20 protein-coding genes and 5 pseudogenes are annotated in these 23,420 nt (G+C 68.9%); 16 read left to right on the top strand and 9 right to left on the bottom strand.

Features of this window, described 5'->3' with window-relative positions:
- Positions 1-74 precede the first annotated feature (74 nt).
- From GWK25_RS24515 to GWK25_RS24505, 3 genes are read right to left on the bottom strand one after another with little or no spacing between them, the layout of a single operon-like run.
- A complete protein-coding gene (locus GWK25_RS24515; protein ID WP_215452999.1) occupies positions 75-1,871 on the bottom strand; it encodes a CotH kinase family protein in 1,797 nt (598 codons plus the stop codon).
- Positions 1,871-2,548, bottom strand: a complete 678-nt coding sequence (locus GWK25_RS24510) for a DUF4956 domain-containing protein (protein WP_215452995.1) — start codon at positions 2,546-2,548, stop codon at positions 1,871-1,873. Before GWK25_RS24510 ends, GWK25_RS24515 begins: the two co-directional genes overlap by 1 nt.
- Entirely contained in the window at positions 2,545-3,366 is an 822-nt protein-coding gene (locus GWK25_RS24505; RefSeq protein ID WP_215457550.1) for a polyphosphate polymerase domain-containing protein, read from the bottom strand. The genes GWK25_RS24510 and GWK25_RS24505 overlap by 4 nt, the downstream gene beginning before the upstream one ends.
- A 326-nt stretch (positions 3,367-3,692) precedes the next feature.
- Here GWK25_RS24505 and GWK25_RS24500 point away from each other — a divergent pair.
- From GWK25_RS24500 to GWK25_RS24475, 6 genes and pseudogenes are all read left to right on the top strand, one after another.
- A pseudogene (locus tag GWK25_RS24500) lies at positions 3,693-4,025 on the top strand (IS110 family transposase); the annotation flags it as partial.
- Between the two features lie 507 nt (positions 4,026-4,532).
- The gene (locus GWK25_RS24495; protein ID WP_215452994.1) at positions 4,533-4,736 is read left to right on the top strand and encodes a hypothetical protein; all 204 of its coding nucleotides are present in this window, start codon (positions 4,533-4,535) and stop codon (positions 4,734-4,736) included.
- Positions 4,737-4,937: 201 nt separating this feature from the next.
- Entirely contained in the window at positions 4,938-5,429 is a 492-nt protein-coding gene (locus GWK25_RS24490) for a DUF2975 domain-containing protein (RefSeq protein WP_215452993.1), read from the top strand.
- Positions 5,429-5,515, top strand: a pseudogene (locus GWK25_RS24485) (transcriptional regulator); the annotation flags it as partial. The gene GWK25_RS24490 and the pseudogene GWK25_RS24485, both read left to right, overlap by 1 nt.
- A gap of 561 nt (positions 5,516-6,076) precedes the next feature.
- Complete coding sequence (locus GWK25_RS24480) at positions 6,077-6,583, top strand: TerD family protein (RefSeq protein ID WP_374105799.1); 507 nt, start codon at positions 6,077-6,079, stop codon at positions 6,581-6,583.
- 89 nt (positions 6,584-6,672) lie between these two features.
- Complete coding sequence (locus GWK25_RS24475) at positions 6,673-7,803, top strand: sulfite oxidase (RefSeq protein ID WP_215452991.1); 1,131 nt, start codon at positions 6,673-6,675, stop codon at positions 7,801-7,803.
- Between the two features lie 51 nt (positions 7,804-7,854).
- Here the strand turns inward: GWK25_RS24475 and GWK25_RS43685 are convergent.
- The 4 genes and pseudogenes from GWK25_RS43685 to GWK25_RS44325 form a co-directional block, all read right to left on the bottom strand.
- Positions 7,855-8,068, bottom strand: a pseudogene (locus GWK25_RS43685) (hypothetical protein); the annotation flags it as partial.
- A gap of 420 nt (positions 8,069-8,488) precedes the next feature.
- Positions 8,489-9,886 (bottom strand): hypothetical protein, encoded by a 1,398-nt coding sequence (locus GWK25_RS24470; RefSeq protein ID WP_215452990.1) that lies wholly within the window; start codon positions 9,884-9,886, stop codon positions 8,489-8,491.
- On the bottom strand, positions 9,883-11,160 hold the full coding sequence (locus tag GWK25_RS24465; protein ID WP_215452989.1) for a glycosyltransferase: 1,278 nt from the start codon (positions 11,158-11,160) through the stop codon (positions 9,883-9,885). Before GWK25_RS24465 ends, GWK25_RS24470 begins: the two co-directional genes overlap by 4 nt.
- A 99-nt stretch (positions 11,161-11,259) precedes the next feature.
- Positions 11,260-11,388 (bottom strand): hypothetical protein, encoded by a 129-nt coding sequence (locus tag GWK25_RS44325; protein WP_286014545.1) that lies wholly within the window; start codon positions 11,386-11,388, stop codon positions 11,260-11,262.
- Between the two features lie 827 nt (positions 11,389-12,215).
- On the opposite strand from GWK25_RS44325, the gene GWK25_RS24460 reads away from it, so the two are divergent.
- The 5 genes from GWK25_RS24460 to GWK25_RS24440 all read left to right on the top strand — a co-directional run bounded on the left by GWK25_RS24460 (position 12,216) and on the right by GWK25_RS24440 (position 19,202).
- Positions 12,216-12,983, top strand: a complete 768-nt coding sequence (locus tag GWK25_RS24460) for a ribosome-inactivating family protein (protein WP_215452987.1) — start codon at positions 12,216-12,218, stop codon at positions 12,981-12,983.
- 186 nt (positions 12,984-13,169) lie between these two features.
- Positions 13,170-15,140 (top strand): bifunctional glycosyltransferase 87/phosphatase PAP2 family protein, encoded by a 1,971-nt coding sequence (locus tag GWK25_RS24455; protein WP_374200638.1) that lies wholly within the window; start codon positions 13,170-13,172, stop codon positions 15,138-15,140.
- Between the two features lie 459 nt (positions 15,141-15,599).
- On the top strand, positions 15,600-16,172 hold the full coding sequence (locus tag GWK25_RS24450; protein ID WP_215452983.1) for a peptidase inhibitor family I36 protein: 573 nt from the start codon (positions 15,600-15,602) through the stop codon (positions 16,170-16,172).
- Positions 16,173-16,756: 584 nt separating this feature from the next.
- The gene (locus GWK25_RS24445; RefSeq protein WP_215452981.1) at positions 16,757-17,872 is read left to right on the top strand and encodes a DUF5937 family protein; all 1,116 of its coding nucleotides are present in this window, start codon (positions 16,757-16,759) and stop codon (positions 17,870-17,872) included.
- Positions 17,873-17,924: 52 nt separating this feature from the next.
- Complete coding sequence (locus tag GWK25_RS24440) at positions 17,925-19,202, top strand: MFS transporter (protein WP_215452979.1); 1,278 nt, start codon at positions 17,925-17,927, stop codon at positions 19,200-19,202.
- An 84-nt stretch (positions 19,203-19,286) separates the two neighbouring features.
- Here GWK25_RS24440 and GWK25_RS43680 read toward each other — a convergent pair.
- A pseudogene (locus tag GWK25_RS43680) lies at positions 19,287-19,417 on the bottom strand (DUF418 domain-containing protein); the annotation flags it as partial.
- 378 nt (positions 19,418-19,795) lie between these two features.
- Here GWK25_RS43680 and GWK25_RS24435 point away from each other — a divergent pair.
- The 3 genes from GWK25_RS24435 (at position 19,796) to GWK25_RS24425 (ending at position 21,653) form a co-directional block, all read left to right on the top strand.
- Entirely contained in the window at positions 19,796-20,431 is a 636-nt protein-coding gene (locus tag GWK25_RS24435) for a TIGR03086 family metal-binding protein (RefSeq protein WP_215452977.1), read from the top strand.
- Between the two features lie 11 nt (positions 20,432-20,442).
- Positions 20,443-20,799, top strand: coding sequence for a DUF2750 domain-containing protein (locus GWK25_RS24430; RefSeq protein ID WP_215452974.1), 357 nt, complete (start codon positions 20,443-20,445; stop codon positions 20,797-20,799).
- A 326-nt stretch (positions 20,800-21,125) separates the two neighbouring features.
- Positions 21,126-21,653, top strand: coding sequence for a DinB family protein (locus tag GWK25_RS24425; protein WP_215452972.1), 528 nt, complete (start codon positions 21,126-21,128; stop codon positions 21,651-21,653).
- A 97-nt stretch (positions 21,654-21,750) separates the two neighbouring features.
- On the opposite strand, the pseudogene GWK25_RS24420 reads toward GWK25_RS24425, so the two are convergent.
- Positions 21,751-21,848 (bottom strand): annotated as a pseudogene (locus GWK25_RS24420) (AAA family ATPase); the annotation flags it as partial.
- Between the two features lie 145 nt (positions 21,849-21,993).
- Here GWK25_RS24420 and GWK25_RS44565 point away from each other — a divergent pair.
- Positions 21,994-23,034 carry a tyrosine-type recombinase/integrase gene (locus GWK25_RS44565; RefSeq protein WP_215452970.1) on the top strand — a complete coding sequence of 347 codons (1,041 nt, stop codon included), beginning with the start codon at positions 21,994-21,996 and terminating at the stop codon, positions 23,032-23,034.
- 19 nt (positions 23,035-23,053) lie between these two features.
- Positions 23,054-23,368 carry a helix-turn-helix transcriptional regulator gene (locus GWK25_RS24410; RefSeq protein WP_215452968.1) on the top strand — a complete coding sequence of 105 codons (315 nt, stop codon included), beginning with the start codon at positions 23,054-23,056 and terminating at the stop codon, positions 23,366-23,368.
- The last annotated feature ends 52 nt before the right edge of the window (positions 23,369-23,420 follow it).

Below are 23,420 nucleotides of genomic sequence, written 5' to 3'. Positions count from 1 at the left end.
GCTGGTGAGGCGTTCGCAGTGCGCCGAACGCCCGGACGGCGCCCCACGGGGGACCGCCGTCCGGGCACCGGTGATCAGCCGGTCACCTCCTTGTTCTTGGCCAGCGCCGCGGTACGCTCGGTGACCGTCTTGCGCAGCTTCTCGACGGCGGAGTCCAGCTCCTTGCCGTCGGCACCGGCCTTCCCCGCCTGTTCGGCGATGGCGTTCAGCGCCTTCAGGGCGGTCCCGGAGCCGTAGAACTTCTCGTACAGCTCCTTGTACGCCTTCTTGTAGACGGAATCGAAGGTGTCCGAGTCCAGGAAGCGCTCCTTCAACGGGTGGCCCATCATGCCGGCGAACCCACGGCCTTCGCCCTCACCGCCCTGACCGCCTTGGCCGTTCTGACCGCCCGGCAGACCGGAAGGCATTTCGGACGGCATGCCTTCCGGCAGATTCTCGGGCATCCCCGAAGGCATTCCTTCGGGCGTCCCTTCGGGCATTCCTGACGGCATCCCGGAGGGCATGTTCTGCGCGGCTTGGCCACCTGTGCCCTGGCTGCTCTGGCTGCTCTGGCTGCTCTGGCTGCCCTGGCTGCTCTGCCCAGTGGCATCTCCAGCGCCACCGCCGAAGGCACCCCCCATGCCCGTGTCGTCGTCCGGGCCCGAGGTCGCGTCACCGTTGAAGGTGAGGTTGTAGTCCCATCCCAGGACCGAGAACTTCTTGGTGTCCAGGTCGTACCACAGCAGATAGTTCTTGCCGGGTCCGGCCATGTCGTCGAAGTTCATGAGCAGGTTCTGCGCGGCGAGATACGTCGCCAGGGACTCGACGTCCACGTGCTGGTCGAGTTCCTTCTCGAACTCCTCGTCCGACGCCTCGTTTGCCCACTTGATGAGCTTCATGACCGGCTCCAGGTCCTGACTGCCCACCTTGTTGAGTTGTTCGAACGACTCCTCGTAGTCGGTCGGGTCGTCACCCTTGTACTCGAAGCTGCCGCCGGCCCGCGCCTTGTAGAGCACGCCGTTGCCGTCAGCAATGGACTCCGCATAATCCGTGTCCGGGCTCTCGACCATCAACCGGGTGGCGACCGGGCGGGTGTTGACCTGTACCGACGTGAAGGCGTACCGCTCGTTCTTCTGACCGGTGGTGTCCGTCAGGCTCAGCGCGAGGGCCTCGTTCACCGGAACCTGCCCGTTGCTTCCGGGGCGCAGCGAGATCTCCCGCTCGCCCTGATAGGCGCGGCCCTCGACGAACTCGTCGATCTTGATGAGCCAGGGCAGTTCCTCGGGCTTCTTCTCGGACAGGTTGTACTGCGTCATCCCGCCCCCCATGCCACCGGCCCTGCCGGGACCGCCGCCATTGGCCTGGCCGCGGTCCCGGCCCCCGGTCGCGCCGTCCTGCCGCGCCTCCGGGGCGCCCTGCTCGGCGCCTTCGGGCATGGCCCGGCCGCCACCGGGCCTGCCCTGGCCGCTTCCGCGCAGGGACGACAGTGTGGAGTTGCCCTTGAGGCGGATTCCGACGTCCTCGAGGTAGACCCCGTCGATGGTGAGGTCGGCCTCGATGTAGTCCTTGGTCCCGTCCTCGCGGAACTCCTTCATCATCTTCGTGAAGTCGGTCTGGTCGTACTCCAGTTGGATGGAGTGGGAGACCGAGGTGTCGTACAGGTCGACCGTGCCCTCGACGTTCTGTGTGATGGCGTCCGCCTCCACGCGGGAGGAGGAGGTGACGTACGGCGAGACTCGGGCGTCGCCGAAGAAATAGAGCATCACCACCAGTCCCGCGCAGACGCCGCCGGCCGGCTTCCAGTGGTGCCGCAGCCGTACGGGTACCCGGTCCCGCATCCGCCGCGGCCTGCGCACAGCGGCCGTGGGGACCGCCTCGCTGCCGCCGGCCATCACAGGTCGGTCGAGTCGTAACCGGTCAGCACGGTCACCCGCTGACCCGATGTCCGCTCCTGCAGCGCGGCCACCAGATCGCCGGGCTCGGTGCCCTTCTTCATGCGCACCGTGTAGAACACCTCGGTCAGCGCGCCGCCGCGGATCGTCTCGGTGCTCACCAGCTCGAACTCCGTGGTGTACCGGATGAGGACGTCACGGATGGCCGAGGTGTAGTCCTCGCCCGCGGGGACCTGGACCTTGACGACCTGGCGCTGGACGCTCAGGGCGAACCAGTTGAACTTGAACATCACGACGACGACCATGGAGATCACCACGGCTGCGACGGCGGCGAGGGTGTAGAAGCGGGCACCGCAGGCCATGCCGATGGCCATGGCCAGGAAGACGAAGCCGACGTCCCTGGTCTCCTTGATGGCGTTCCGGAACCGGATCACCGACAACGCGCCGACCAACGAGAAGGCCCGGGCCAGGTTCGATCCGACCACCAGCATGATCAGGGCGACAACCATCCCGACGATGATGAGCGTCTGGACGTAGGACTGGCTGTAGGAGACGTTGCGGTGCGTGTACCGGTACACGTGGCCGATCAACGTACTCAGAATGAACGACAGCGCCATGGCGACGACCACGTCGGTAACGCTGAACGTACCGCTGAGTTCCTGCAGATCGAAGTTCACTGTGCTCCTGCTTTCAAGGGCGCTTCGTGCGCCGAGTACGTGGGGGTGTGCGGCGGCTGGTGGTCCGCCTCGTGGATGTGGAACACGGACCGGGGTGCCAGGCCGAACGCCTCGATGGACTGCACGTACTTGGAGACCCGGATCAGGTTGAGGTTCCGACGCGCCGCGAGGTCCGTGATCCAGTACGGCGTGCGCTCGTTGACCTTGATCTCCATCACCGACAGGTGCGGCGGGATGGTGAACCGGTTCTCGGGGGTCGGTGTCCCGAAGTGGAAGTCCCGGTCCCGGCCACGGATGCGCCGGTCGAAGGTCACCCGCAGTCCGGTGTCCGCGTCTCGGCCGACCAGGGCCTCGCGCTGGTAGCCGGTGATCGCGGTGGGTTGGAGATTCAGCCGTACGACGAGTTCGAGCACCTCCTGGATGAAGGCGCTCTCCTTCGCGGAGTGCTCCACCATCTCCCGGCCGTCGCACAGTCGGCGGGCGACGCCGTACGGGAGGGTGATACGACGCTTCTGTGTGACCCGGTTGACCCGCTGCTTGATCTCCACGCACACAGGGGCTTCGTCGGTGACCCCGTCCAGGTTGCCGTAGTGGCGGATGCGCAGCTTTCGTCGGAACTTCAGGCCCTCGATCTTCTCCCAGTAGAACCGCAGCTGCGGGGTGTCGTAGTACAGGCTCCACACGCCGTACCCGCCGACCGGGCTGTTCAGATCGCGGTCCATCCGCTCGGCCAGCTCGTCCCGGATCTCGGCCGCCTCCTCGACCGGTACGAGATACTTGAGCTCGAACCGGTTGAACGAGTGCAGCCTGCTGGCCACGTGCAACGGCTGTTCCTCTGCCGGGCGCTGCTCCTCCTCCCGGCTCTCGGGTTTCCGCCACGTGGTCACCGGTAGTGCCACCATGCCCCTCCTTCGTCGTACGGCCCGATCGGGCGACGCAGGACACGAAACCGGTGGGATGTGAGAAGCGGCTGAGAATTGCGGGGTAATTCCAGGAGTACTCAAGATGACCAATGGATGAACTGCGCGCGTTGACGCGGCGTCCTCACGGTCCGGGACAGCTCTGGTCGGTTTGGTGGATGGTCCGTAGAGCGGCGGCGCTGACCGCCTGCAGTGCGGCGGACCGACCCAGCGACGGCCGGCATATCGGAGCCCTGCCCCTGACCGTCGCCCGGGACGCCGGCTTCAAGGTCGCCTACCTGCCCGGCCTGTCCATGCGGAGGATCGCCGACCTCTACCCCGGCGAGGCGAAGACCGACGCCAAGGACGCCGCAGTGATCGCGGACGCCGCCCGGACCATGCCGCACACCCTGCGCTCACTGGAACTGACCGACGAGATCACCGCCGAACTGACCGTCCTGGTCGGCTTCGACCAGGACATGGCGGCCGAGGCCACCCGCACCTCCAACCGGATACGCGGCCTGCTCACCCAGTTCCACCCCAGCCTGGAGCACGTCCTCGGCCCCCGCCTGGACCACCAATGGCCCCGCTGCTGGACGAGGGGAAGATCGGATGGACGCTGCCGACCGCCTGGATCGCTAAAGAATGCCTGCGCACTCGCCTCGCTCTGGCCCGCACAGGCGCGGACCGCCAAACGAGATCGCCGCGTTCACATCAACCGCGTCATCAAGCTTGTCGCCCGCGCCGCCTTCGTGTTCCGCAACGCTACGAGCCAGCGGCTACGCACACGCTGCGTCACGACTCGCCGGACCCGCGGACACATCCGCACCGCTCGCCGCCCGGCCTGACAGAGCGCGTAGGTCCTCCTCCGCGTCTACACACCACGTCCCTGCGCCCGATCGAGGAGGCAATCACCCTGCGGGCAATTGCCCGATCCTCACTCGCCGACGATGACGTGAAGCCCCTGCGGCCTGAGGCTCTGGTACTGGCCGAACGCATTCCCACCGGGCTCGTGCACATCGACGACCAGACGGTCAACAACGCCGCCGCCGTCCGGTCGGCGCGGGCCGGACCGGAGCCAGGCAATGAGTCCCCCTAGCATCGCGCTTCCGCTGCGTATCCTCGCGACGAGCCTCCAGACGCTGTGCATCGTCGGCGAGTACGTGTGCGACGTACCCGCTCTGTCCCTGAATGAGGCAGTGGACCTGCTGGCGACCCGGGCCGCCGCCGTCCAGGGGCGGCAGCCCCACCTCCTCCCTGAAGGCAGGATCAGCGCGCGGGCCGGCTGAACCCGGTCTCCCTGCCCGCCGGGCTGTCCCCCGTCGGCCGCATCCAGGAGTCCTTTCAGGACCACATCCGCCGACTGCCCGAGGCCACCCGCACCCTCCTCGCCCGCGCGGACCGGATCGGCGGAGCCCTCTCTCGTCCACCCTTGCCTAGCCTATCGATACTCGATAGATTCCCATCGCAACTCGATGGGAGGACAGGTCATGGGAAAGCTGACCGTGGGTGCGCTGCGCGCCGTGCTCGGGATGGTGCTCGTCGGGACTGTGTTCGTGCAGGTGTCGATGGTGTGGACGCTGGTCAGCGGCAACGACCCGGAGGACGGTACGCTCCCGCTGACCCCGCTGCGCGTGATCACGATTCTGGGCATGGTGGCGGTCCAGGTGGTCCTGGTCTGCGTCTGGCGGCTGGTGGCGATGGTGCGACGCGGAACCGTGTTCTCCCACGCCTCCTTCCGGTACGTGGACCCCATGATCGGGGCGATCGTGGCCGCCTCACTCATGTGGTTCGTGGTCACGGCCCTCAACGCGCCGGGGCAGCGGGAGGACCCCGGCGTCACCCTCATCATGGCCGGTATCGGCGTGGCCATTCTCGGAGTAGCGCTCCTCGTGCTCGTCATGCGGATGCTGCTCGCCCAGGCCGTCGCGCGCGACGCCGCGGCGACGCGCATGCAGGCCGAGTTGGACGAGGTGATCTGATGCCCGTCACCATCGACTTCGACGTGATGCCGGCCAGGCGGAAAATGTCCGTGAAAGAGCTGGCGGACCGCGTGGGAATCACACCCCTGATGCGCCTGGAGGCCGCGGACACCGTGGGCGGGTGACAGCGGACCGCGGCGGACGTGCCGGGCGAGAGAGGACGGCAGGGAAGTCAGAGGCGCTGGGCGGGCAGGCCGGAGTTGGCATCGTCACCAGCGCGACTGGTCTCGCTCGGGTGCCCACCGGTGTGCACGAGGACGCCGAGATCCTCGGTGTAGAGATCCCCGACGAGGCCATTGCAGAACGGGCGCAGTGGGTGCGGGATCTGGAGAACGCGCCGGGCGAGGAGTTCGACAAGCTTTCGCCGGCGCCGGGCGCGCCTCGCACGACAAGATCTTCGCCACCATCGGTAACGTCCGGGCCGCCGCGGCCCGGAACGACCTCATCCGCCGCCACTCCCGTCGGCCAACCAGACCGTCCTGGACCACATGGGCGCCTTGAGGACACCGGACTCGTCGACGCTTCCGTCCTCCAGGGAAACACGGCTTCAACACGGCGGCCGAGAGCCATACTTGATCGTACGGGACCATCCCGTGGTGGCCTGATGCGGGAGAGGCAGCAATCCGGTGCGCAGTGAAAGCCAGCGAGTGGGTAAGGCCGAGGTGCGGTTGAAGTGGGATCCAAGTCCCTGGAACCAGCCGCCTCATCATCTCGACATCATCGCCGCGACCTACGCGGCGGACGCCCCCTACGGGCGGCCCGTGTACGTCGTCCACTTCGACAGCCGCTCACCGGACGGCACCATCAACATGAGCCGACACAGCCAAACCGGTCAGGGTTTCGGCTATGTCGAGGCGATGACTCTGGAATTCGATCGCCTTGCGTCCTCCTTCGCACGCGTGGTGGTGGGCGTTGCGATCCACCAGAACAGCGGTCCCAAGACCTTCGGTGACATATCGAACGCCGGGGTGCTGGTGGTCAAGGGGTACGAGGAACTGCTGAAGGACGACTTCGCACAGGTCGCCGGGGCCAGCGCCACCACCGTCGCGGAGTTCACCCGGGCCACCTCCTCGGCTTGGGAGTTCCACGAGATGGTCCGAGGATTCGACTGCGACCCCGTGGTCTTCGCTGCTGAAATGGGCAATGCCCCGTAGCACCTCTGTCACGCCTCCCGCGTCAGATGAACTCACCGCGCCCCTTGGCTGACGATGCACGGCAGGCAGGGGAAGAGGACAATCGGAGCATGAGGCGTCGACTCTCCGACGTGAGCCGTCCCGCCCGGCTGGCCTCGTCAGGCGAGGGACTCGGGCAGGACGAGTTGGCGCTGGCCGCCCGCAACCACGGCCTGCCGCTGGAGGCCATGCGCCACGACGTCACCCCGCCCGGCCTGCACTACGTGCTGACGCACTACGACATCCCCCATGTGCAGGATGACGCCTCCTGGCAGCTGACGGTGGGCGGACGCGTACGGCACGCACTCGACCTCTCCCTCGCGCGGCTGCGCGCCTACCCCGCGGTGACTGCGCGCGTGACATTGGAGTGTGCGGGAAACGGCAGGGCGTTGCTGGCACCACGGCCGGTGAGCCAGCCGTGGCTGGTCGAGGCCGTCGGCACGGCGGACTGGACGGGAGTGCCCCTCCGTCTGCTCCTCGGCGAGGCCGGAGTCGAGTCGGACGCGGTCGACGTCGTGTTCACCGGAGCGGACCACGGCGTGGAGCGGGGTGTCGAGCAGGACTACCAACGCGGCCTCCCTCTCGCCGTGGCCACCGGGGACGATCCGGAGGTCCTGGTGGCCTACTCGATGAACGGCGCACCTCTGCCGCCCCAGCACGGCAGCCCGCTGCGGCTCGTGGTGCCCGGCTGGTACGGGATGGCCCACGTGAAGTGGCTGCGTGACATCACTGTCGTCGACACGCCTTTCACAGGCTTCCAGCAATCCGTGGCCTACCGGATCCGACAGGAACCCGAGGAGGCAGGTGAGCCGGTCACTCTCATCGCGCCCAGGGCCCTGCTGATCCCGCCGGGTTTTCCCGACTTCATGTCCCGGACACGGGTGGTGGAGCCAGGTCCGGTTCTGCTGGAGGGACGGGCCTGGTCGGGACGCGCCCCGGTGACTTCGGTGGAGGTGAGCACGGACGGCGGCCTGACGTGGCAGAGGGCCCGGCTCGAACCGGATCACGGGCACCGGTGGGCCTGGCGCCGATGGTCCTCCATGTGGTCCGCCTTCCCGGGCGAACATGTCCTGAGCACCCGTGCCCACGACGCGGCGGGCAACCGCCAGCCACTGGAGCAGCCCTGGAACCGAGGGGGGTTCGCCAACAACCTCGTACAACGGGTGCCGGTCTTCTGCCCCGGTCCGGACGACACCGCATGACCGCACGGCCCCGGGCACGCCGCCCCCGACGCTGCGAGAGCCCCGGCCACCTCAGCGGTTCTCGGAGTTGTGAGGGTTGTCCGCCCCCGGTCGGCAGCCGGCGTCCCAGGCCGTGCGCTGGTTGCCGTGGGGTGGGACCCCGTCGGCCCGTTCGAGCATGAACCGCCGGGTACAACGGCGAGGTGAGGTGCGTCAGGTTCCCGGTCATGAAGTTGGTGTTGCGGTTGGTGCAGTCGTTCTCCGGCCCGCCCGAGCCGGGATCCAGGGCTCAGTCGCCGAACAGGCGCGCGCTCCTCGTGCCCGTGCAGTACGCCGCTGGCCGCTTCGCATGTGGCGGAAATTCGGGGCCGCACGCGTGCTCTCAGGGCCGCTTCGCCCACCGGCTTTGAGGCACACAGCCCGCCGTCACGCCGTCACGCCGTCACGCCGTCAGGCCGTCAGGCCGTCAGGCCGTCAGGCCGTCAGGCCGTCAGGCCGTCAGGCCGTCAGGCCGTCAGGCCGTCAGGCCGTCAGGCCGTCAGGCCGTCAGGCCGTCAGGCCGTCAGGCCGTCAGGCCGTCAGGCCGTCAGGCCGTCAGGCCGTCAGGCCGTCAGGCCGTCAGGCCGTCAGGCCGTCAGGCCGTCAGGCCGTCAGGCCGTCAGGCCGTCAGGCCGTCAGGCCGTCAGGCCGTCACGCCGTCAGGCCGTCAGGGGCGCACGGCGACCGTCCAGCCGGGGTTGTAGGTGTCCGGCACCGGGAAGCGTTGCCAGTCGCGTGCCCACTGCGGTGGCTTCCGCTCACGAAGGATGATCGCACTGAGGTGCGCCGGGGAATCCGTCTCCGTGACGGTGCAGCCCATGGTGTGGGCGACAGGGATCACCAAACTGTTGCCCGCGAGGGAACAGGGCGGGTGCACACCGTTGTCGCGCAGCACGGAGGCGATCCGGTCCCAGTCTCCGCGGGCCCGCTGCTGGATGCCCGCATGCGTGTGGACGAGAGCGGCCTGGATGCCCAAGTGCCCGACGAGTGCCAGGGCGAGCACGACTGCTGTCGGCCGCGAACGGCGGGTGCGAGCCCGGTGGACGACGGCGAGGAGCCCGACGGCGGCAGGAAGCGCCAGCAGGGCGTACGCCGGCAGCAGGAACCGCGGCGCGGCGTAGGGGACGAGGAAGAGATACGGCGCCGCCGTGGCCACCGCCACCGCCACCGAAAGCCACAGCGGTGCAGCAAGCCGGGGCGCCCGGCGCTGCGTCCACAGTCCCAGGCCGACCAGCACGGGCAGCAGCACCCACCACTCCGTGACGGGCAGAAGCACGCTGTCGCCGGTACAGGGACGGCACAGCAGTGGGCCGTCCAGCGCGGTGAGATGGGCGCGCAGGGAGAAGACGGCCCGCAGGCCGCCCTGGACCTCGTCGGCCTCCGCGAGCCGACTGCGCACCCCGCCGAAGCGCACCTCCGCCTCGACGACCCAGGGCAGCGCACCCACCACGAGGCCGGCCGTCACGGCCGACAGACGCCCCCTCAGGCGACCATGCTCGCGCAGTGTGGGCACCAGTACGGCGGCCAGGAGCAGCGGCGCGGCGACGGCCACACCGTCGTTGGGCCGCATCAGTGTCACCACCGCCACGCCTGCCGCGACACCGGCGTACCGGGGACGTGGCGCGAGGAAACAGCCCACCGCGGCGGTGGCCGCCATCGCGGTGTAGTGGTTCGGCATCGCTGAACCGGCGTAGAACACAGTGATCCACAAGCTGCCGTACAGTCCGGCCGCCACCCACACCGCCGCCGGGCGGTGCAGGATCCGCAGCCAGGGCCAAAATCCCAGCCAGAGCGCGCCACCGGCCAGCAGGAGCAGCCACACCCTGAGCAGCACGATCGAGTCGCTCCAGGAGGCGATCGGAGCAAGCAGCAGGGGAACCCCTCGGGTACGCGGTGCGCTGAACGGGGTCTCGGGGCCGTAGGGCCCGAAGCGGCTGGCGTACACGATCTCGTCCCAGCCGAGCGGCAGTGTCAGCGGTACGAGGACGGCCGACAGCAGGCAGAACCCGGCGGCTACGATGCACAGCTTCCGCTGGGCCGAGGCCGCTGCGCGATCCGCGTTCATCCGACCCGGCCCAGCGTGCGCCGCCCGCGACGGACCGCTGCGCGGGCAAGGATGCCCGCGGTGGCGGTGAGCGAGGTGGCGCGGTCGCGCCAGTTGGCGTGGCCGGGCGGTGCGGGAGCGGCCCGCCCGGCCCGCTCCTGCACCAGGGTGCTGAACAGTCGCTCGTAGCGGTCGGCGATGTCGTCCGGGGCGAATCGTTCCGCCGCTCCGGCCCGGGCGGCCCTGCCCATATCGGCACGCCGTCCGTCGTCCTGCATCAGTGACACCAGGGCATCGGCCACACCTCGGGTGCTGTCGCGCGGGACCAGAAGGCCGTCCACTCCGTGGCGGATGATCTCGCCGGGCCCATGGGGGCAGTCGGTGCTCACCACGGGCAGGCCGCAGCGCATGGCCTCCACGATCGTCATGCCGAAGGACTCGTGCGCGGAGGTCACCGCAGCGATGGAGCCCTTGACCCACTCGGCCTCGATGGGAGTGGCCGAACCCATCAGGAAGACCCGTTCCCCCAGTCCGTGGTGGGCTATCCGCTCGGCTATCCGGGCGCGCTCGGGGCCGTCCCCGTAGATGCGCAGGGACCAGTCGGGGCACGCCGCGCCGGCCAGGGCGAACGCGTCGACCAGCATCTCGTACCGCTTGACGCGGGCCAACCGTCCTGCCGCGACGACGATCTTGGCTGCCGGGTCGGCGGGCGGCACCGCGGGTTCGGGAACACTGTTGGGGACGGCCAGCACCTGAGTGCGCGTCAGCCGCATGCCGCGCCGGTGGTCGCGCGCGTCGGCCTCGGTCATGGTGACCAGCGCGTCGAGACCGCCGTACCAGCGCTGGAGTTCCGTCCGCAGTCCGTGCGGGTGGTTGTCGTGGGTGAGGTGCTCCTGGCCGACGAGTACGGCGTGTCGTGGCCCGAACCGGGCCACCAGTGCGTTGAGTCCGGCCCTGGTGCCCACGACGACGTCTGCGTCCGTCTCCCGCAGCCAGTCGATGACCCGCTGCTCGGCGAGCTGGTGGTACTGGTGCGACCGGCTGTCCCCCTTCGGGAAGACCTCCCCGGCCCGCCGGGCGAGCGGGTCCGCCGCGTCTGCGGACCCGGCACGCCGGTCCACCAAGGCCCGCAGCGGCACCTCCGGCGACCGCCCCAGCCGTGGCTTCGCACGGTGCCGGAAGACCGACACGAGCTCCACCTGATGTCGCCTTGCGAGCGTGTCGGCCAGTGTCATGGTCGTGCGTACGGTGCCGCCCACCGCGTAGGCATTGTGCAGCAGGAAGGCGATGCGCATGTGCGGCGTCCCCCGGATTTTCTGTGATCAGGCGCCCGAGCCGCGGTGGATGTTCCAGCGGGCCTGCGGGAAGTCGATGTGCTTCGTGCCGGCGGCTGCCTAGGTGTTGGTCGTCTTGAGATCCGCCGTCGTCGAGTCCGGCCCGTGGCTGTCCGCCCAGCGCAAGACGATCACCAGGAATCCGAGAAGAACGGACAGGGCGATCGCGGCCAGGACGATGGTGGGCAAGGTGTGCTCCGGACTGGTGGACGTGCAGCGGTGTCTCGACCGAGGCTCACAGCCGGGAAGTTGTTTGGCAGGCCCCCTCGTCCACCGCAGACAACCCCGGAGGATTGAGTTCCACATCACTTGTCCGCATATGACTGATGCGGCTTCCCGCCTCTGCTCACACGCTCTCGCCCCGACGGGACCACGGCACGTCGGCGTACGCGTGCGGCACGCACGAGTGACAGGTCGCGAAGCTCGCCGCGCAGACAAGGAGCACCCCTCGGTCAGGGCTGAAGACGAAGGCCGCTCATATCTGCGCCGGTGGCGGCCGGGAGGGGCAATCCTGTGGCCCCGCAGGGCCGCGGGCTCGGGCGTTCTCACGTTGACGTACCGTGGCCATTTGAGGTCGGCGAGGCCCTGCCGTGCGTCGGCCATCCGCTGCCTCTGATCCCCGTCGGCCGCGGATCAGGAAATCAGCGAGGCAGTCCCGCAGCCTGATGCACGCTGCCGTGCCTGGGTCGCCGCCGGCAGGCCGGCCTGGGCGCCCGCCACTTGTTCCTCATGATGTCGATACCGAGCCCAGCCAGTCCCACGGGAGTCGAGGTACGCGGCGGGCTCCGGCGGCCCGTCGCTCGCGCGGACTGCATGCCTCCGCCGACGCCCCGTCGAGGTGAGGCGGGCGAGCAGCGACGGAAGGCCATGCCGAGCTCAGATCAGGAGTATATCGGCATGAACCGTGCGAATCTGATGCTCCGAAGTTGTATGCGGCGGCAGAAGGGGCCTGCCAAACAACCTTGCGGCTGTGAGCGTGAGCAAGATCGCTGCACGTCGAACCACCGGAGCACCCCATGCCCACCAGCGTCCTCATCACGGTCGCCCTCTCCGTCCTGCTCGGGATTCTGGTGATCTTTCTTCCGTTCGGGGGCGCCGACACATCCGCATCGACGGCGGCGGACCGTGAGACGACCGACGTCGAGACTGCCGACGGCCGGGGAAACGCTGACTTCCCACAGGTCCACTGGGACCTCGACCAGGGCTCGGGCGCCTATCTGGGCATGCTGGACCACCTGCGGAACCTCGCGGAGGCCTCCGCAACGGGCCGCATCACACCCGACGCCGACACCGAGGCGAACACCGTCGTCCCCGACGACACGGAGCCCAGAGGTTTCGCCGACGTCGTGATCAGCTGTGGCCATGACACCCCAACGGTGCATGCGGTCGTACGGCTCAGCGACTTCTGCGTCGTGCGGTTCTTCTCCGAGACCGCACCCGACATCGTCCTGAACCTCGCCTCCGACTTCGCCCACAGGCACGACGCCACCGTTGACGACTGGTTCCTCGGCAAGGCGGGCTACGACACCCTCGCCCGCGTCGCGAAACAGCCGCTGACTTCCGTCAACCTGAGCCAGTCCAGCCTCGAGAACAGCCTCGGGGATCTCGGCTTCCGTGGCATCGACCGCACCACTCAGGCACGCGGCATGCTGCGGTACCTCATCGCCATCACCGAGGCATCCCAGCTGGGCACCATCGCCCACCGCATCGCGAGCGGCATGGACACCCGGTCCGACATTTTCCTGACCGCACAGCAGGTCCGCCTGATGCGTCACCAGGTCTGATCCTGAGCGGCAGGCGTATCGGCAGTTGGCGGGATCACCGGCAGGCAATCGACGGGATTCTGCACCGGGGCATGGACAGGCGGTCAGCGGCGTGGCCGGCCCGCGTGACACAGGGGCCGCGTCCACCACAAGTGTGGTGCGAGCGCCCTCATGAGGCGGCGAACAGGGCGGGAAGGACGACAGGGCGTGACAAACGCGGAACAGAGCGGACGGAACGGAGCCATCGGCACCGGTCGGGCGGCGGGCCGGTTGGGAACGGTACGAGCCGTGCTGTGGCTGGTCGTCGCGATCCTGGCGGTGCGGCAGATCGCCGCCGCGCCGGACACACCGAAGGATGCGGCGCTCACGGACCTGACCCGGTTCACCGGCACCCCGTTCGGCGGCCTCGTCCTCAAGCCCCTCACCTCGGCGGCTGAACAGTCCCTGGGCTGGGGCTGGACCTTCGGCACCCTGCTGCTGGTAATCGCTCTCGGCCTGATTGCCGCCCGTGCCCTGCCCCAGCCCGTCACCCGCCGCACGGCACTGCTCGCGGCTCCCGTGGCAGTGACCCTGCTGATGCTGTCGCTGCCGGTGCGCAACACCCTGTACCTGGGACAGACCAGTGTCCTGCCGGTCCTCCTCGTGCTCGTGGGCTGCTTCCTCGTCCGGGGCGAGCGCGCCGGCGGTGTCTGCGTCGGACTCGCCGCGGCCTTCCAGCCGACCGTGCTGCTGTTCGTGCCGCTGCTGTGGTTCACCGGCCGCAGGCGGGCCGCCGCGAGCACCGGGATCACGTTCGCCGGGGCCACCGCACTGGCCTGGGCCGCGATGCCGCACGACTCGTTCACCTACTGGGTGCACCACCTCGCGGGCGTGGGCCTGGGCGGCCGGGCGGACGACCTCGCCAACCAGTCCCTGCACGGCGCCCTGCTCCGGCTGGGCCTCACGGGCCCGCTGGAGATCGTCGTCTTCTTTGCGCTGGCCGCCGCCGTCGCCGTGTTCGGCATGCGGCGGGCCGTCCACTACGCCCGCGACGGGCAGTTGCTCCTCGCCGTCGCGATCACCGGCTGTGTCGTGGTCGCCGTCTCCCCCACGTCCTGGAAGCACCAGCTGCTGTGGGTGCTGCTCGCGGCCGTCGGCCGGGTCGGCACGAAGCAGTCCTCGCGGTACGTGTGGCCGGTCGCCGTCGTCCTGGTGATGACCCTGCCGGCGAAGATGATGGTCCCGAACGTGGACGTCCTGCACCCCGTCCGGGACAACGTCGTCCTGCTGGCCGCGCTCGCCGCCGCCCTCGTCGTGCCCTTCCTGTCCCGCACCTCGGAGTACTACCGGGCACCCGTGCCCACGCAGTACGCCCCGAAGGCGCAGACCCGTTTCCACTGGGCGCCGCTGCTGCGCCGGGTGGCGACCCGGCCGAACCTGCTCCTGGAACTGCTGCTGATCCGCGTCGTGTACGCGGCCTACCAGCGCACCCGCCTGGAGGCCACCGGCAGCCGGGCCTCGGCCGAGGAGCACGCCCGGCAGATCCTCTCCGTCGAGGAGGCCCTGTTCCTCGACGTCGAGCACTGGTTCAACCACGCGGTCGTCGGAATCGGCTGGCTGCGGGCCTTCTTCGACTTCTACTACACCTCGTTCCACTTCGTGGTCCCGCTGACCGTCCTCGGCCTGCTCTACTGGCGCCGCCCCGCCGACTACCGCTGGGCCCGCACGGCCATCGGCTTCACCACGGTCCTCGCGCTCGTCGGTTTCTTCTTCTACCCACTGGCGCCGCCGCGGCTGATGCCCGGCCTCGGCATCATCGACACCATCCACGGCGTCCAGGACTTCTCCCGCCCGGACTACGGCAGACTGACCGAACTCGCCAACCAGTACGCGGCGATGCCGTCCCTGCACTTCGGCTGGTCCCTGTGGTGCGGCCTCACGATCGCGATCGTCGCCCCCAAGGCGTGGATGAAGATCCTCGGCCTGATGCACCCCTTCTTCACGCTCCTGGCCATCGTGGCGACGGGCAACCACTGGGTGCTGGACGCGGTGGGCGGGGCGATGGTGGTCGGTGCGGGCTTCGGCCTCACCCACCTCCTGACGGGGCCGAGGGTGGCCCAGGGCAAGGACGGCAGGAAGGCGGACAAGGGTGTCCCGCTGAATGTCGTAAGCGGCCCGCCGGATCCCGTCCGCGGTTGACGCGTGCGGCGATCGCGGGCCTGATGCCGCGCTCCTGTCCAGCAGCGACAGCGGTTGGGTGACCTCGTCGCGGTTGCCGCCGGTCAGCGACACCGCGAGCGAAATCCCTGGCCCTGACCAGGACGTCCCCGACAGACAGCTGTTCGGCGGGATCGCTTCCTGCACGGCGGCACCATGGTCGTGGGCGTGGGCGTGAGCGGCGACGTGTGGCGTCCTTGACCGGCCGGCCGCGACTGTGGAGGGGCGGGCACCGGTCAAGCCGGGGCGGCGATAGCCGTACGGGGCCATAGCGGGTGTCTGTGGCTTTTGAGCCAAAAGCCATGAGCGGGTGCGCAACTTCTTGACCCCTGGGGAGTCACCCCATAGACATGGCCATGACCAAGGCCGGGCCTCGCCGGAGTCGATGCGCCAAGGGGGACAAGGGCAGGACCGGCCTGCAGAACCAGCAAGGGGGAACGAATGAAGAAAGTCAGCTCGATCTTGTTCGCCACCGCGATCGCGGCGACCGGCGTCCTGCTCACGGGACCGGCGTCGTCCGCGGCCACCTCCGAGTCGTCGATGGGCGGCGCCGTCGCCGCCCTTGGACAGCAGAAGATCAACCTGAAGCAGGACGGGTGGGGCTCCGCCGAGAGCTGCGTGGTGTACTCCAAGACCTCGGTGCGCTGCTTCAAGACCCACGAGGAAGCGGACCGAGTACTGGGCTACTCCCGCGCCACCGACCCCCTGATGAAGGGCAAGAACGCGGCGCAGATCCAGGCCACACCGGCCTGCGCGAGCGGCTGGCTGTGCCTGTACGAGCACGCCAACGGAGGCGGACGTCGACTGATCTTCAGCGACTACTACTGGCACAACCTCAACGAGTACGGCTTCAACGACCAGACGTCCTCGTGGCGCAACAACCAGGGTTCCAGCCAGTGGGGTTGGCTGGCCCGTGACGAGGGGGGCAACGGTGGGCAGATCTCCATCAGCCCCAACACCTACAGCTCCAACCTCGGCGCCTACAACGACTGGGCGAGTTCTGTAGCCGCCTGACGGCCGAGGCACGAGTTACGCACGTGGGGGCGGCACCTTCCGAAGGTGCCGCGCCTTCCAGCGCCACCGTCGGCCGTGATGGTGTCCGACCTTCGGTAGTGCGACGGTCACCTTGTCGACATCGGGCGCGAACGCCGTGGAGTTGCCGAAGGTCAGGATGTGCACGCCGTGGAGTTGCCGAAGGTGAGGGTGTGCACGCCGGCCTTGAGCGAAGGCGTCGCACCGGATTCCCCGGCTGCTCGTCGGCTCCTGGGCCGTGACTAGTTTCGACCTGGAGTTCGATCACGACCGGCGCGCCGACCTCTTCCCGGTCACAGCGAAGCCGGGCGCAGACCATCCGGACGCGAAATTCCAGGGTCCCTCGCGACGGCCGGCTCGTCCTCCGCCGAGGCCAGGTGGAGAGGTGCGTCGTCCGCAGGCGCCGTCGCTCCGATGTGCAGGACGCGATGGTTCAGCGGGACGCAGACACGGGCACCCGCCGGCTCGAACCCGTCCTCACATCCGTTGAGGTGGACCGAAGGCCGAGAACGCGGCGGCGCGGCCCGGCTTTCGTCGTGGGTGCCTTGCGGCGAGGATGACGGGTTATGACGATCGTGTTCCGGGTCCCCGCCGGTGGTGCGGAGCGGGTGGGGTTCGCCTATTCGCCGACGATGGAAGCCGTACTGAGTCTCCATGTGCTGGTGGAGCCCAAGCACCACCCCGTCCAGCACGGCTGGGTGCGTGCGATGCGCAAGCTGTCCCCGGCGCTGAAGCGGGAGATCGAGGCGTTCTCCTACGCGGTGCGCTCGTACTTCCCCGAGTTCCTCTTTCCGCGTCCGACCGGTCAACTGACGGACTTCGAAGGCGAACTGGCCGGTTTGCGCGGCGCGGATCCGGAGCTGGTCCGCCTGGAGTTCGCCGTCCCCCTGCTCACTCCCTGGCCGGGCGGCGGCGAGGGCAGGGACCATCGTGTGCTGGACGAACCGGAGGTACGGCGCCTGCTGCGGGAGCGAGTCGCACGGGAGAGCGACGACGCGATGGCCGCGATGCTGCTCGACGATCCCCACGCGCTGCTGGAGCGGTTCCTGAGCATGCTGGCGCGCTACTGGCGGGAGGCGTTCGAGGAGGAATGGGCACGGCTCGAACCCGAACTCGCCGCCGGCGTCAGCGAAGCCGGACGCCAGATCGAGCAGCGCGGTCTGTACGGGATGCTTCGCGGCCTGTGGCCGGAAGTGCGCAGCGATCCGCGCGCCGAACGCTTCTGGCTGGAGCGGCCCCACGACCACGAGGTCACCATCGGCCCGGACGACACACTCGTACTCGCCCCCAGCGCCTATGTGTGGCCGCACGTGCGCGTCAACTGCGACGGTCCGTGGCCCCTCGGGCTCGTCTTCCCCGTCTCCTCGATCGTCCGGGAGGCCCGCCCGAGGATTCCACCGACCAGGCTCGTCGGCACACTCCGCGCGCTTGCCGACGACACCCGGCTGCGTGCCCTGCGACTGCTCGCCGAACGCCCGCGCAGCACCCAGGAGCTGGCCCCACTCGTCGGCGTCAGCGAGGCCGCCCTGTCCAAGCACCTGCGTGTCCTGGCGGACGCGGGCCTGCTGGAGCGCCGCCGCGAGGGCTATTACGTCCTGTACCGGCTTGCGCCCGGACAGGTGGCGGGTCTGACCCCCAGCCTGGAAAGTTTCCTGCACGGCGACGACGGGGCGACTGATTAGTCATCTGCCTAATAAGTGGATCAGGCCCTCGGCAGGATCCGACAGTGGCCGCATGTCACTGCTGAAGGACCGCAACTTCCTGCTTCTCTTCGCCGGCCAGGGCATATCCCGCTTCGGCGACGGCCTGTACACCGCCGCGACCGCCTGGCTGGCCTGGTCACTGACGAAAGACCCCACAGCCGTCGCCGTGGTCAGCGTCGCCGCGTTCGCGCCGGCGTTCCTGGCCACCTTCCTCGTCGCCTCGTACGCCGACCGCCGCGATCGCCGGAAGCTGATGATCGCCACAGACCTGGCCCGGGTCGCCGTGGTGGCCGTGGCTTCGGTGCTGCTCTCCCTCAACCTGCTGAACCTGCCCCTGCTTGTTGCGACCACGGCGCTGCTGGCGCTGATCGGCGCCCCGTTCGCTCCGGCCCGCAACGCCATCGTCCCGCAGATCGTGCCGGACGACCGCCTCCAGCAGGCCAACGGACTGCTGCAAGTCGCCTTCCGCGCCGCCTTCTTCGTCGGCCCGCTCATGCTCGCGCCGTTGCTGGCCTTCGGCTCGTTGCAGTCGGCGCTGGTGGTCAACGGACTCACGTTCCTGGGCTCGGCGGCCGCCGTGGCCGCCATCCGGGTGACTCGCCCCGCCCCGACCGGCGGTCAGACCGGGCTGTGGTCCGATCTCACCGCCGGGCTCAGGGCCGTGCGGGCCGCTCCCGACGTACTCGTGGTCATCGTGACCTTCGTCCTCGCCCTCGCCCTGACCAACGGATTCCTCACCGTCGGGCTGGTCGCCGTCGTAGGGCAGGGCGGCCAGTACGGCCTGCTGCTCGGTGTCGCCGGGGTCGCCGAAGTGGTGGGCGCCCTGGTCCTGGCCGGCCTGCGCATCCGCAGACTCGCACTGGCCGCGGTGCTGGCGTGGGCCCTGCTCGGGATCTTCCGAGCCCCTCTGGGAGCGTTCACCTCCACTGCTGTGGCGACGGTTCTCCTGACCGCCACGGGGCTGGCCTCGGCACTCACGGACATTCCCTTGATCGCACTGGTACAGCGGCGCGTCCCCGGCCATCATCTGGCGAAGGCGCTAGGCCTGTGGGAGGCCGGGGTGGCAGGAGCTTTGGCCGTCTCCCCCTTCGTGGCCTCGACCGCCATCACCGTCGCCGGGGTTCGGAACGCCTTCCTGCTCTCGGGAGCCGCCGTTGTCGTCCTGGCCGTTGCCGCCACGCTGACTCTCGCATGCGTCGGCGCACGGCAGCCCGGCCAGGAGCCCTTCATGGCCGACGGCACGACAAGCGTCCCGGCGCCTGGAGGGACAGCGGTGATCACAGCCCCTGCAAGTCAGGACCAGGGGTGACAGCATTCGGGGCCTATGCGTTCGCTGGGTCCATGAGCGGTCCAGGCCGGGGTGGAGGGAGGGGGCGCCCACCCCGGCTGGGTCTCAGCGGATGTGCTTCGCCGGCTTCGTGGCGGCGTTGAGCAGGTATTCCAGGGGGCCTCGGCGGAAGAAGCGGGACCAGATCGCGGCGAACACGATGCCCCGAGGACGAACAGGAGCAGCGGGACCCAGGACGCGAGCCGGCTGGGCCCCGGGGCGAAGACCGCCCGTGCCAGGTTGCGCTCGTCGTGTGTCCGGGTGCTGAGATCGCCCATCAGGACCGACCATGCGGGGGTCCAGGGGGCTTCGGGGTGAGCCCGCCCAGGGGCCGAGACGGACGCGTACGGCCATGGCGTTCACCTCGGTGAGCACGCCGGTGTCGAGGAGAGAGTGCGGGACAGGGCTCCAGCCCCTGCCTCCGCAACCTTCTTCCACCCGTGGCCGTATCTGGTACTGGCAGTCCTCGCGTCACAGAGGGCCGTGGTTCTCCTGTCGCCACAAGCCGAGAGTGGACACATGACAACAACCTTCAGCACTGTGAGGGAACGGGCGCCACGAAGGGAAGCACTCCGATGAGCGATGGCGTGATCTCCAGCGGCTGGGACGTCCTGGACGCCTCCCACGAAGCTTTGCGTACGGCGGTCCGCGCCGTCCCCTCCGACGGCTGGCACCTGCCTACGCCCTGCGCGGGCTGGACCGTCGCCCAGGTCTTCCAACACGCCGTCGGCGACCAGATCGGCTACGCCGCCGCACTGACCGGTGAACCCGGCCCCGACTTCAACCCGTTCGCCCCATCGGACGACATGGGGGGCGTGAACCCGGCCGTGTTCCTGGAGAACGCCCTGGCACGCGCGGCGAAGGCGTGGGCGGGGGTCGACCGGGACGCCGCCGCGGTACCCGTGCCCGTACCGCCGCACAAGCTGTCCCCGTGGTCGGGCTCAACAGCCTGCGGGCTGGACGCAGCAGTCCACGCCTGGGACATCGCCGCCGCGACGGGTCGGCCCTCGCCGCTCGCGCCCGAGCTGGCCCGCCCGCTCCTCCAGGTCGCCAGGGAGATCGTCGAGCCGCTGCGCCCCCGCGGCGCGTACACCGCCGCTCTGGCCCCCGACGAGGGCGACGACGATGTGGCGATCCTCCTGCGATACCTCGGCCGCGCCCCCCACTGGAACGCCAGTACTCCTCACGACGTGAGTGGTAAGGAACGGTAGGCTCGCCGGCCATGAGTCAGAGTGGTTCGCAGGTGGCGGCGTTCTTTCGGGATGTCCGCCAGAGCCGGATTGTCTGGCTTGTCCGGGACGATGACGGAAGTCCGACACACCTCTCCCAGGACGGCACACGCAGCCTTCCCTTCTGGTCGACCTCGGCCCGCGCCCAGAGGGCGGCGAAAATCTGGGGATCTGGGCTACGCGTCGAATCCATGCCGTTGGACACCTGGTGCGAACGCGTACTGCCCGATGCGTCTCAGGACGGACTCGTAATCGGCATGAACTGGAGCGGGCCGCGCCTGGTCGGCTGGAGCCTCACCCCCGTCCAAGTTCTGAACCGACTGGCGGCGACTGACCAGCCAACGGTATAGCTCTCCAGACACGCGTAGAGGACCCTGAAGCTCTGCATTTCGGCTTCGGTGCACAGCGCGGCTGCCCTGCCCCGCCGGCCCTGCGGTGCACAACCTGCAATGGTGGCCGGCGAGTTGGTCAGTGGCTCGCCCAACTGGTCAGTGGTTGTGTCACTTTGTGAGGGGGGCATTTGGAGGCTGTTCCGGGGGTCGCCTCGTATGGCTCAGCAAGATCAATGTCAGTGTTTTCTTGATGTCACTGACCCGCCGTGGACGACAGGTGAGACACCTGTTCGTCGCCAGCGAAGACGGTCGTGGTCCATGGCCGCCGCTGCCAGGGTGTACTCATGCATACGACACCGGATGGACGGCCGATCCCGCCCGCGCATGCCCCCGAGCGCACAATGCTGGAAGCATGGCTGGACTTTCACCGTGCGACTCTCGCCCTGAAGTGTTCGGGCCTCAAAGATGATCAATTACGGCTTGCGGCGGCGTCACCGTCGTCGATGACGCTGCTCGGTCTCGTTCAACACATGGCTGAGGTGGAGCGCAACTGGTTCCAGCGTGTGTTCGCAGGTCTGACCGTGTCGCCGGTCTTCGGGGAGGGCAACCTCGACGGCTTCGCCCTTCAGCCGGAACGAGGACTCGACGAGGCGATGGCCGCCTGGCAAGGGGAGGTTGCCCGAGGTCGTGAGCTGATCGCTGACGCATCGTTGGATGACTCCGGCCAGCTGCCCGAACAGGAAGCGGGTCACGTCGGCGATCAGCGAATCTCCCTGCGCTGGATATTGGTGCACATGATCGAGGAATACGCACGTCACAACGGTCATGCTGATCTCATCCGCGAGCAGGTCGACGGAGTCACCGGCGCGTGAGACGTGCTGGCGCGGTAGAAGAGACCGCGCCAGCACCCAGCAACCCTTCTCAGTCGGCGGCGGCCTGCTCGGCCGGGGCTTTGGTGTGGGCGAGGCGTTACGACTCGGTGCCGGTCTGGATGATCGCGCTGTTGAAGGTGAGACGGTCGACGATGGCAGCGAGAGCCGGGGATCAGTGAAGTACTTCGTCCAGCCATCTGGGGCTGGCACTTGTTCCCTCACACGGGTTGCCGCTGCCACCTGGCCGTTTCTCGTTCCTGCGGTCCTCGTTGGTTCTCGCGGTGGCAGCCTGGTTTTCAAGGTGCTGCCTTGACCGTTCAGGTGCGAGGAAGGTGTGCCGGTGGCCGAGGCGAGACTGCAGGTCATCGCGGGCGGGGCCGTCCCGCAGACGCCGCTGACGACGGATCCGTGGCAGTTCCAGGCGGCGTGTGTCGACGCGTTCGTCGCTTCGTGGAGGGCCCGTGGGTTCAGCCCGGTGACCATCGACAACGACATCGGGCTGCTGGAGCGGACGCTCACGGCGCTCGGCCGACCCGCGTGGGACGTGACGCCCGAGGACATCGACCGCGTCGTCGGTGACCTCACGGTCCAGGGCCGCAAGACCTCGACCCGGCGGGAGTACGTGCAGATCTTCAAGGGCTTCCACCGGTTCTTGCAGGCCCGTAAGGCGGCCGAGATCGAGGCCGCGTTCGGCGTCCGGCTGGTCTGCCCGGTCGACGAGTTCAACGCTTCGCGGCATGTCGGCGACGAGTCCCCGGCTCTGCTTCCGCCGCCGACACCCGAAAGGGTGGCCGAGTTCTTCGACTTCATGAAGCAGCGGATCGCCACCGCCCGGAAGTACGGACCCGCGGCCCGTGACTATGCGATGTTCCGGACGCTGTATCACGCCGGGCTCCGCTCGGAAGAAGCCTCGCTGCTGGAAAGGCCGGACGCGCACTTCGCCCGTGGCCCGTTCGGCAAGCTGCATGTCCGTTTCGGCAAAGGCGCCCACACCTCCGGGCCTCGCCCTCGCTGGGTTCCCATGCTCGACGGTCTCGACCTCGTGCTGCGGTGGTTCCTGGAAGACGTACGGCCCAAGTTCCCCAACTCGCCGGTGCTGTTCGCCGACGAGTCCGGTGGCCCCCTGCACCGCGGGACGATCCGCAACCGGCTGCGGTATCTCATGCAGCTGGAAGGACGGCCGGCGGACGAGCGGTTCAGCCCGCATGCGCTGCGGCGGGCCTGCGCGACGCACAACTACGAACGCGGCGTCGACCTGGTGGCGATCCAGCAAATGCTCGTCACTGGACGGTCAGCTCGACCATGCGATATGTCCGGCCCTCCGCGACCTTCATCGAGGACGCGTATCAGCGGGCGGTCGCCAGCACGCTGGCCGAGCTGACGGGGAAGGACACCACGTCATGAAGATCCAATGGCGGCTGCGGATGGCCGCAGCCCAGCGCGAGGTGTGGACCGGGACGGAACTGCGGCGGCTCCTGGCCGAGAAGGCCGGCCTGGAGCTGTCCTCGGCGTCGGTGTCCGCCCTGTTCACCAAGGAGCCCTCGCAGATGAAGATGACCACGCTGGCCGCGTTGTGCACCGCGCTGGAGTGCACCCCCAACGACCTGATCGAGGTCGACACCACCCCCGTCGAGCGACCCATTGCACCACCCCGGCCGGTCGCCGACCTTCCGCCAGCAGCCTCAGCCAGGGGCCGGTCCATGCCACCCCTGTGACCAGCGGAGAGCACGATGGGCAAGAGGCAACGAGACTGCGTCACCTGCGGGG

The organism is Streptomyces sp. ATCC 21386 (assembly GCF_018728545.1).
Classification (GTDB): domain Bacteria; phylum Actinomycetota; class Actinomycetes; order Streptomycetales; family Streptomycetaceae; genus Streptomyces.
This window is presented reverse-complemented; position numbering and strand designations above follow the sequence as displayed.